General features: G+C 67.4%; 9 protein-coding genes. 4 read left to right on the top strand and 5 right to left on the bottom strand.

Features of this window, described 5'->3' with window-relative positions:
• The 5 genes from G4O04_04350 to G4O04_04330 form a co-directional block, all read right to left on the bottom strand.
• Nucleotides 1–141, bottom strand: a 141-nt coding sequence (locus G4O04_04350) for a hypothetical protein (GenBank protein ID HEY57754.1), incomplete at its 3' end; no start/stop codon positions are given.
• Between the two features lie 415 nt (nucleotides 142–556).
• Nucleotides 557–1,414 carry a methyltransferase domain-containing protein gene (locus tag G4O04_04345; GenBank protein ID HEY57753.1) on the bottom strand — a complete coding sequence of 286 codons (858 nt, stop codon included), beginning with the start codon at nucleotides 1,412–1,414 and terminating at the stop codon, nucleotides 557–559.
• Nucleotides 1,415–1,418: 4 nt separating this feature from the next.
• Complete coding sequence (locus G4O04_04340) at nucleotides 1,419–1,709, bottom strand: hypothetical protein (GenBank protein ID HEY57752.1); 291 nt, start codon at nucleotides 1,707–1,709, stop codon at nucleotides 1,419–1,421.
• A 4-nt stretch (nucleotides 1,710–1,713) separates the two neighbouring features.
• The gene (gene mnmA, locus G4O04_04335; protein ID HEY57751.1) at nucleotides 1,714–2,799 is read right to left on the bottom strand and encodes a tRNA 2-thiouridine(34) synthase MnmA; all 1,086 of its coding nucleotides are present in this window, start codon (nucleotides 2,797–2,799) and stop codon (nucleotides 1,714–1,716) included.
• A gap of 265 nt (nucleotides 2,800–3,064) precedes the next feature.
• Nucleotides 3,065–3,214, bottom strand: coding sequence for a hypothetical protein (locus G4O04_04330; GenBank protein HEY57750.1), 150 nt, complete (start codon nucleotides 3,212–3,214; stop codon nucleotides 3,065–3,067).
• A 200-nt stretch (nucleotides 3,215–3,414) separates the two neighbouring features.
• Here G4O04_04330 and G4O04_04325 point away from each other — a divergent pair, with 200 nt between their 5' ends.
• From G4O04_04325 to G4O04_04310, 4 genes are all read left to right on the top strand, one after another.
• On the top strand, nucleotides 3,415–5,556 hold the full coding sequence (locus G4O04_04325; GenBank protein HEY57749.1) for an RNA-binding transcriptional accessory protein: 2,142 nt from the start codon (nucleotides 3,415–3,417) through the stop codon (nucleotides 5,554–5,556).
• Nucleotides 5,556–6,317: a hypothetical protein gene (locus G4O04_04320; GenBank protein HEY57748.1), complete on the top strand. Its 762-nt coding sequence runs from the start codon at nucleotides 5,556–5,558 to the stop codon at nucleotides 6,315–6,317. The genes G4O04_04325 and G4O04_04320 overlap by 1 nt, the downstream gene beginning before the upstream one ends.
• Nucleotides 6,317–6,697, top strand: a complete 381-nt coding sequence (locus tag G4O04_04315) for a hypothetical protein (protein HEY57747.1) — start codon at nucleotides 6,317–6,319, stop codon at nucleotides 6,695–6,697. Before G4O04_04320 ends, G4O04_04315 begins: the two co-directional genes overlap by 1 nt.
• Before the next feature lie 90 nt (nucleotides 6,698–6,787).
• A partial coding sequence (locus tag G4O04_04310) for an alpha-amylase (protein ID HEY57746.1) occupies nucleotides 6,788–9,717 on the top strand: 2,930 nt, incomplete at its 3' end.

Genomic DNA, 9,717 nt, shown 5'->3' with positions numbered 1-9,717 from the left:
GACGAAGGGCTCGATGTTGGGGTCGAAGTCGGGCTTGCGGGGGTCGTTGCGCGGCTGGAAGTAGCCCCGCTCTTCCCACATTCGATAAATACGCGGTTCCACCGAACGGAAGTCGTAACGTTTGGGCAGTTCGTAAGGCATGGGGCCCTCCTGGGGGAATGGGTTGCCTGGTTACCTGGTTAGTCCTTTGGGGCAAAAGAAAAACGCCCTTTCATCCCATGAGGACGAAAGGGCGTGATCTTCCGCGGTACCACCTCATTTCGCCGGGACCTTACGGCGCCCGACGCACTCGTTCCCCGACGGGCTGTGCAGGCCGATCAGGGCTTCGCTGTAACGGGCTCACCCGGGCCGGTCTACTCACCGCCCGCACAGGGCGGCTTTCTTCGGCCAGCCCCTCCGGGCGACCTTCGGCGGGTGGTGCTGAGGAAGGCTTGCAGCCTGTGGCCTTCCCTCTCTGGCAGCCCTTGCCGCGCCTACTCCTCCCGGAGATGCTTCACGGCTCGATTGTGGCTCTGATTATACGGAAAAGGGGGTGGATTGTCAACGCTGGGCGAACTCATTTTCGCCCCACCACGCCAAAGGCCTTGGGGCGGGGGCGCAGGCTGCGGAAGCCAGCGGCCCGCAGGCGTTCCAGCACGCCACGGGTGATGTTGCGCCCCGATTTGCTCCTGGGATCGCCGATATAGTGGAACAGGCGACCGCCGGGGCGCAGCACACGGTACAGTTCGCGGTAGAAATCCACGCCGTAGAGGTGTCCGGCCAGGCTGAAGGCTGGTGGGTCGTGCAGCACGGCGTCAAAGGCCCCGGCGGGCAGTTCGGCTACCACATCGAAAGTGTCCCCTTCATGGCGGACGATATTGGGCGCGGTGAACAGTTCCTGGGACCAGGGGTTTTGGCGGGCCACGGTCAGCACCGCAGGGTCCAGTTCGATGGTGTCCACCTGGCGGGCTCGGACGGCCAGTTGGATGGCGGTGTAGCCCAGGCCGGTGGCCGTGTCGAGAACCCGCCCCTGTACTTTCCCCAAGGCGCGGACTTTGCCACGGGTGTCTTCCCAGGGGCCCACGCCCTTGATGCGGTGCATGGGCACACCGGAGAGCAGCATGGTCGGTGCGCCAGAGGTGGGGTAAAGGGTGATCAGGCGACCGGTGACTTCCGAAAAAGCCTGGATGCGTTCCGCTTCCCCCGTGGGGGTGAGGGCAAAGCAACCATTTTCATCCCCGGCGATGGCCTGAATGACCTCCCAAGCCACTTGAACGCCCTGGGGGAAACGCACGCCTTCCGCGCTCAGGCTCACGGTCGTCGTGGAGCGCCCCAGGTCGGGGGAGATGTCTACCTGGGGGCGCCCCTGGGCGTGGGCATCCAGCAGGGCCTGAGCCTGGTAGTGAGAAAGCACGAGGAGAGGGAATGCACTCATCGGTTCATCTTGTTGGCTTGTCGGTTTCCGGGGCGCTGCGTGGAGGGCCGCTGAGCAGGGCGGCGATGGTGAGCGTAATCCCCTGGCTGAGCAGTCCGGTGCCCAGCCAGACGACGCCCACCTTGCCGAAGGCCAGCCAGCCCAGCGCCCCGGCCAGATGCCCCAACCAGAAGGCGGCCTGGCCGAGGGCCAGGTAAAGGAGCAGACGGCCAGGCCCTCCGCCGGTGATGAGGTGAGCCACCGCAGAGGCGGCCAGGGCGGTCAACAGACCAAGCAAGAACCCCGCCAGGGTCATGGGCTTACTCCGTGTGGAAGATCCACCCCCCGCCGAGGCAGACTTCGCCCTGATACAGCACGGCGGCCTGGCCGGGGGTGATGTCGCGCAGCGGTTCGTCGAACTCGGCGCGAAAGGCGTGGTCGTTCAACAGGGTGATGGTCGCCGGGGCGGGATGAGCCTTGTAGCGGATTTTCATCTGGACGCGGAAGGTTTGCGAGCGCGGGGGCTGCCCGGCGATCCAGTTAACCTCATAGGCTTCCAGGGCGCGTTGCCCCAGTTCGCGGGCAGGGCCGACGATCAGGGCGTTTTGGCCGATGTCCTTGGCCAACACATAGAGCGGCTCGGCAGCCGAAACGCCCAACCCGCGCCGCTGGCCGATGGTGTAAAAGGCTAGACCTTGATGGGTGCCCAAACGGCGCCCATCCCGGGTGAGGATGGGGCCGGGCTGCACCAGTTCGGGACGATAACGCTCGAGGAAGGTGCGATAGTCGTAACCGCCTAAGAAGCACAGGTCCTGGCTGTCCGGGCGCTGAGCCACGGGAAGGCGGAATTCGGCGGCCAGGCGGCGCACCTCGGCCTTGGTGTATTCTCCCAACGGCAGCAGGGTGCGCCGAAGGTGCGCCTGGGGGAGCATAGCGAGCACATAGGACTGGTCCTTGTGTTCGTCCAGGCCGCGCAGCAACTGCACCGACCCGTCAGGCCGGCGGCGCAGGCGGGCGTAGTGGCCGGTGGCGATGTGGTCCGCGCCCATCTCCTCGGCGAAGGCCAGCAGGTGGGCCCAGCGCACCCGTCGGTTGCACCACAGGCAGGGGTTAGGGGTGAGCGCCTGGGCGTGGGCTTCCAGGAAGGGCTCGACCACCTGGGCGCGAAAAACCTCTTCGGTGTCCAGCGTGTGGAAGGGGATGCCCAGTTGCTGGGCCACCACCCGGGCCAGGTCCATGGCTTCCAAGGTGCAGCAGGCGTTTTCCGCCTGGGGGCCAGGAGCCGCCCACAGGCGCAGCATGGCCCCAATGACCCGATAGCCCTCTTGCACCAGCAGGGCCGCGGTGACGGAACTGTCCACCCCGCCGCTCATGGCGACGAGGACGGTGGGCTTGTGTTCGGTCATGGTCAACTTGTCCTACTGAAGTTACGCTTTTGTGTTGTGTCACCGCGAGGCAGGCTGAGCATTGGCGAAGCTTGCCGAAGCGGTCTCCTGCACCGGTAGGAAGGCTTTGTCACCTAAAGGTGGCCTACTACAGGCGGCTCGCCATGACGCAAAATCGTGCCTTTCTCTGTCAGGGGATGGGGGTGAAGGACAGGGCGAGGCTGACCGCGATGAGCAGGCCTCCCAACACCGACAGTTCCCTTCCGACCTTGGCGTTGGCCGCGTACTACACGACTTCGTCCGCGTGCGTGGCGAGGATGCGTAAGCCATACCAGGGGTTGGGCGGGATCTTGCGTCGCAGAAGAGGGAGCGAAATCCCGATGAAGAACAGACCCAGCCCGATCGAGAGGACCAGCCAGGTAAATTCCGCGGACATCCTGGCACCTCCGCTGAAGAGAGCCAGAAAGGGGAAAGGCGAGTTGCTGAGAAAATTGTACCATTCCTGAGGGATGCCCGTGTGTTTGAAAGTGGCCGCGGTTCTCCCCCATCAGGCAAGGCCAGTCCCCGGGCACGGGCTTGTGATACAATCCCGCGCGCAGTTCTCCTGAGGAGGAATGCATGACCTCACAACCCGACATGGTTTCGCCAGTTGCCCGTGCGCTGGGCGCGCGCCCGGAGCAGGTGGCCGCTACGCTGGCCTTGCTGGACGAAAGCAACACCGTGCCCTTCATCGCCCGTTACCGCAAGGAGGTCACCGGCGGGCTGGACGAAGAGCAAATCCGCCAGATTCAGATCCTGGCCGAAAAGCGGCGCGCGCTGGAAGCCCGACGCGAGACCGTGCTGCGCACCATCGCCGAGCAGGGAAAACTGACCCCCGACTTAGCGCAGCGCATCCGCGCCGCCGAGACGCTGACCGAACTGGAGGCCCTCTACCGCCCCTACAAGCCCAAGCGTCGCACGCGGGCCATCATCGCCCGCGAAAAAGGGCTGGAAGGGCTGGCCGAACAGGTCCTCGAGCAGCCGCACACTTCGGCCACCCTGGCCGAGTTGGCCGCGCCGTTCCTCAACGAGCAGGTCGCCACCGTGGAGGAAGCCCTGGCCGGGGCGCGGGACATTGTGGCCGAGCGCATCGCCGACCACCCCGAAATCCGCGCCGCCGTGCGGCAGCGGGCGTTGCGCTGGGCGGTGCTCCACGCCGAAAAACGCCCCGACGCCGAGGACCCGCGTCAGGTGTACGCTGATTACTACGATTTCCACTATCGGGTGGAGCGGTTGCGCCCGCATCAGGTGCTGGCCATCAACCGCGCCGAGCGCGAAGGCGTGTTGCGGGTGCGCGTGGAGGTGTCGGAGCGCGACTGGCGCGAAGAGGTGGTCCGCCGCTTTCGGCCGGACCCGGCCTCGCCGCTGCACGATGAACTAGAGGCCGCCATCGCCGATGCGGTCCAGCGCCTGCTGCTGCCGGCCATCGAGCGCGATGTGCGCCGCGGCCTCACCGAGGCCGCCGAAGCCCATGCCATTCGGGTCTTCGCGCAAAACCTGCGCGGCCTGCTGTTGCAGCCGCCCCTGCCCGGCCACACGGTGCTGGGCATCGACCCCGGCTACCGCACCGGTTGCAAACTGGCCGTGGTGGACCCCACCGGCAAGGTGCTCGCCACCGGGGCCATCTATCCCCATCCCCCGCAAAACCGGCGCGAGGAGGCCCGCCGCACGCTGGAAGACCTCATCGCGCGCTACGGGATCACCCTCATCGCCATTGGCAACGGCACGGCTTCGCGGGAAACCGAGCAACTGGTGGCCGAGATCACCCGCGGGCGCGAAGGGCTGCACTACCTCATCGTCAGCGAAGCCGGCGCCAGTGTGTACTCGGCTAGCCCGCTGGCCCGCGCTGAGTTGCCCGACCTGGATGTCAGCCTGCGCGGTGCCGTATCCATCGCCCGCCGGATGCTCGACCCACTGGCCGAACTGGTCAAAATTGACCCCAAATCGCTGGGCGTGGGCATGTACCAGCACGATGTGGACCAAAAGGTCCTGGCCCAGACCCTGCATGCCGTGGTAGAAAGCGTGGTCAACGCCGTGGGGGTGGAGGTGAACACTGCCTCCCCGGCGCTGTTTACCTATGTGGCGGGCATCGGGCCGAAACTGGCCCAGGCCGTTGTATCTTACCGTGAGGAGCGCGGCCCCTTCGTCACGCGGGAAGATTTGAAAAAGGTGCCTGGCCTGGGGACCAAGACCTTCCAGCAGGCGGCTGGATTTCTGCGCATCCTCGGCGGGCCGGAGCCCCTGGACGCCACGGCCATCCACCCGGAAAGTTACCCCGCCGCCCGCGCGCTCATGGCCCGCGCCCAGGTGGACCTTTCCCAACCCCCGGAGGAACGCCGGGGCCGTTTGCAGGCCTTGCTGGCCCGGACTTCTCTGGATGACCTGGTCGCGGCCCTGGAGGTTGGGGTACCCACCCTGCAGGACATCCTGGACCAATTGGTCCGGCCCGGGCGCGACCCGCGCGAGAATGTGCCGCCGCCCATCCTGCGCTCCGATGTGCTGCGCATGGAGGACCTCACCCCGGGCCTCACGCTCCAGGGCACCGTGCGCAATGTGGTGGACTTCGGCGCCTTCGTGGACATCGGCGTCAAGCAAGACGGCCTGCTCCACCGGAGCCAAATCCCCGCCGGGGTGACCCTGCAGGTCGGCCAAGTGCTCACCGTGCGGGTGCTCAAAGTGGAGCCCGAACGCGGGCGCATCGGCCTGGGGTGGGCCGGGGTGGAAGAAAGGAGCGTCTGATGAAAAGTCGCTTTTCGGTCCGGCGTTTCTTTCAGGCCCTGCGTGGGGGGCGCTGGCTGTGGGGTCTGGTGTTGCTGGGCCTTTTGGTGGAACATCCCTCGGCGAGGGCAGGGCGGGCGGCCACGCTGTTCCCGGGGGCCCCTGCCCGGAACCCTCAGCGTGCGCAGGTCTGCACGCCGGGGGTGCAGGTGGACCGGTATTTCTGGCAGGCGGTATTGGTGTACATGGGCGCCGTGCCAACACCTTTCGCCGTGGACGCCCTCACCCACTGGCAGCAAGTCGTGCAATCCCCGCGTTGCTGGAACCCGCTGCGGGTGGGGCGCCGGGTGGTGAGCCATGGTTCGCTGCGCCTGAGCACGCAGGATTATCCGGATTTCTTCCAAGGCGTCCGGGCTACCGCCGAGACTTTGCTTTTGCCTGCCTACGACCCTTTGCGCCGCATGTTGCGGCAGGAAGATTTTGACGAAGCGGGGTTGCGCCGGGCCGTGGCGCATTGGTTTTACGGGCGGGGCGGCGTCTGCGATGAGCGTTGTCAGGACCTGGTGGACACCTGGAACAGGCTGTGGCAGGAGCACGGGATTTCCGTGTTGTGCCCTCCGCTGGCCTACGTGACCGGCGCTCAGGTCGGGGCAACGTTTTACGATGAGGTGTTTGCCCAAGTGGACATCCCCACCACGGAGTTCGCCGTGGAGGCGCTGCAGGCCGGGGCGGCGCAGGAAGGCGCTCGCGCCTGCTGGAACCCCTGGCCACTCTGTGGGTAGTGCCGGAAAAGTCCTGTCAATACAACGCCGTGGGGGTGCAGCACTACCTTTCGGCCTCGGTGGGGGCTTACGTCACCGCGCGCACGTTGAGCCTGCCGGCCTATCGCCCTTTGCGCCGTTTCCTTCGCGGCGAGGCGTGGGACCAGCGTGGTCTAGTGGAGGCCTTGGGCCTCTGGGTGAATGGCGACCCCAAGACCTGCCAGGACCCAGGCTTTGCCGGGTATTGCGCCTGCCTGYTCGACCGCTGGTACGCCTTGTGGCAGCGGCGCCAGGCGCTGGGGTACAACCCGCTCTTCATCACCCCYACGCCCACGCCATGGCCGACCGCAACGCYTTCCCTGACGCCTTCTGGGACCCCCACACCGACGATGCAACCCTGACTCAGAAAGAAGCGGGACTTTTGGGCAAGTTGTGCTAAACTGGTAAGGGCCTCTGCCCAAATCGACCGGTTGGCCATTCAATCGTCGTCTATGCATATTCATCGCATTTACCACCCCTACCTGACCCACGCCCAACGGCGCGAAGACGGCGCCTTTGGGTGGCCGGCCCTGAGCGCGGCCGCGCATGACGCCCAACAGTTGACCCAGGCCGGGGCGCTGGCCGAGGCGCGGGGCGCGGATTTCATCGCCCTCAGCCTGCTCCACCGCGCCTGGGGCCGCGTGTTGCAGGCCCATCATGCCGCCCACGCCGAAGCCTGGGAGGCGCTCCTGGCCGACCTGAGCGCCCGCTTTGGCCCCGAGGCGTTGCAGGCGTTGGAGGAAGTATTACGCGAAACGTTTGGGGTGACGCCCCCACCTATCCCCCCTGCGGGCCTAACGGCCCGCTTCCCCTCTTCCTTCTCCTTCAGGGAGAGGGAAGAGGGGACCGAGGGAGGATGGGTGAGGGCCCTCTTGCCCCTGCGCCTGCTCAACGAGAACCCGGCCGCCCGCATGTACCGCCCCCTTTTCGGCGAGGCGCCGCTGGCCCAGGCCACGGCTTACCCCGAACTGGTCGAGGCTCTGGAAGCCGGCCTGCGCCGCCTGCCCGGCCCGCCGGGGGCAACCGAGACGCCCTTGCCCGACCTGCTCCGCGCGCCGCTACGGGCCGCCCCTCACGACCTGGCCGCCCAACTGCGCTACATCGTCACCCATTGGGCCGCCTGGCTGGAAGAGGACGACCTGACCGCTTTGCAGCGCGGGTTGGACTTTCTGGCCGAAGCCCACCGGGCGGGCACCATCACACCGGGCCCGCCGCCACCCCCTCGGGATCCGGCGACTTTGGGCCTGGAAGGAACTCCCGAGGCCTATGCTCCTGAACGGGCGTGGATGGTTTCCCTGGTCCTGGTGGTCAAACACATCCCCATCTGGCTGGCCCAACTCACCCGCCGCTACCGGCGGCCCATCACCCGCTTGGACCAAATCCCCGATGAGGAACTGGCCCGGCTGGCCGCCTGGGGCGTCAACGGCCTGTGGCTGCTGGGCATCTGGGAACGTAGCCCGGCCTCGCAGCGCATCAAGCATCTCACCGGGAACCCCCAGGCGCTGGGCTCGGCCTACGCCGTGCGCGCGTACCGGGTGGACCCGGCCTGGGGCGGCGACGAGGCGCTGGACCGGCTGCGCGAGCGGGCCGCTCGCTACGGCATCCGCCTGGGCGCCGACATGGTGCCCAACCACACCGCCCTGGACGCCGACTGGATGTTCGCGCATCCCGATTGGTACATCCAGACCGACGCGCCGCCCTTCCCCGGTTACCGCTTCGGCGGGCCGAACCTTTCGCCCGACCCACGGGCCGACATCCGCATCGAGGACGGCTACTACGACCGCAGCGACGCGGCTGTGGTCTTTCGCTTCGAAGAGCGGCCCCCCGGTCGGGTGCGCTACATCTACCACGGCAACGACGGCACCGCCGTGCCCTGGAACGACACGGCCCAACTCAACCACCTGCGGCCGGAGGTGCGCCAGGCGCTCATCGAAACCATCCTGGCCGTGGCGCGGCGTTTCGACCTCATCCGCTTCGACGCGGCCATGACGCTGACCAGGCGCCACTACCGCCGGCTGTGGTTCCCGCCGCCGGGCGAGGGCGGGGCCATCCCCTCCCGCGCCGAGCATGGCTTGCCCCCTGAGGCCTTCGACCGCGCCATGCCCCGCGAGTTTTGGCGCGAGGTGGTGGAGCGCGTGCAGGCCGAAGCTCCCGATACGTTGCTCCTGGCTGAGGCCTTTTGGCTGCTCGAGGGGTACTTCGTGCGCACCCTGGGGATGCACCGGGTGTACAACAGCGCCTTTATGCACATGCTGCGCGACGAGCGCAACGCCGACTACCGCCGCCTGTTGGCCGAAACCCTGGCCTTCGACCCGCGCATCTTGCAGCGTTATGTCAATTTCATGACCACGCCGGACGAAGACCCGGCCGCCGTGCAGTTCGGCAAGGGAGATAAGTATTTCGCCGTGGCCACGCTGCTGGCCACGCTGCCCGGTTTGCCCCTCTTCGGCCACGGCCAACTCGAGGGCCTGGAGGAGAAGTACGGCCACGAGTTCCCCGCCCCGCAGCGCGACGAGGCCCCCGACGAGGGCTTTCTGGCCTACCACGAGCGGGTGATCTTCCCCCTGCTGAGCCGGCGGGCCCTGTTCGCCGGGGTGGAGGGCTTTCGCCTGTTCGACTTTCGCACCCCCGCCGGGGTGAACGAGGATGTCTTCGCCTTCACCAACCGTCGGGGCGAGGGGCGCGCCCTGGTGCTGGTGCACAACCGCGCGGCGCATACCCGTGGCACGGTCCACCGCAGTTGCCCCACCCGCCGGGTGGACCTGCCCGACCGTCCCCTTGAAACCGTGACCCTGGTCGAGGCCCTGGGGCTGCCCGAAGGTCCCGGTGGCTTTGTGCGTTTTCGTGAGCACCCCACCGGTCTGGAATACCTGCGCCCGCTGGCTGACTTGCGCGCCCATGGCCTGACCTGGGATTTGGGCCCCTATCAGGCGCGGGTGTTCTGGGATTGGGAAGTGGTGGACGACCCGGCCGGGCGTTGGGCCCAGGTGTACCGGCAGATTGGAGAGAACGGGGTCCCGGATTTGGACGCCCTGTACCGAGAGGTGGTTCTGCTCCCTCGGGCGGTGGTCGTCTTCCGCGCCTTCTGGGCCTCGGAGGTGGCGCGCCGGTTCCTGGATCTCTCTCCACCCCCCAGCCCCCTCCCTTCCCTTTCGCAGGGAGGGGAGGGGAAGCCGGGCCGTGGTGCGGCGCGGTCCGACCTCTCCTCTCTCCCCAGGTCGCCGGAGCGACCGAGGGAGGAGGGGAGAGGCCTGCCACCCCCGGTAGCCGACCTGCGCCGCGCGTTGGGCCTGGCGTCGGAGGGCGCGGTCTCCACTTGGACGGCCCTGACGCGCCTGCTGGACACGCTGGCGAGGCCCTCGCCCCCCCCCCCCCCCCCCCC

It is taken from the genome of Anaerolineae bacterium (assembly GCA_011176535.1).
Taxonomy (GTDB): Bacteria; Chloroflexota; Anaerolineae; order Anaerolineales; family DRMV01; genus DUEP01.
The sequence above is the reverse complement of the archived record's forward strand: the minus strand, read 5'-3'. Positions and strand labels throughout refer to the sequence as shown.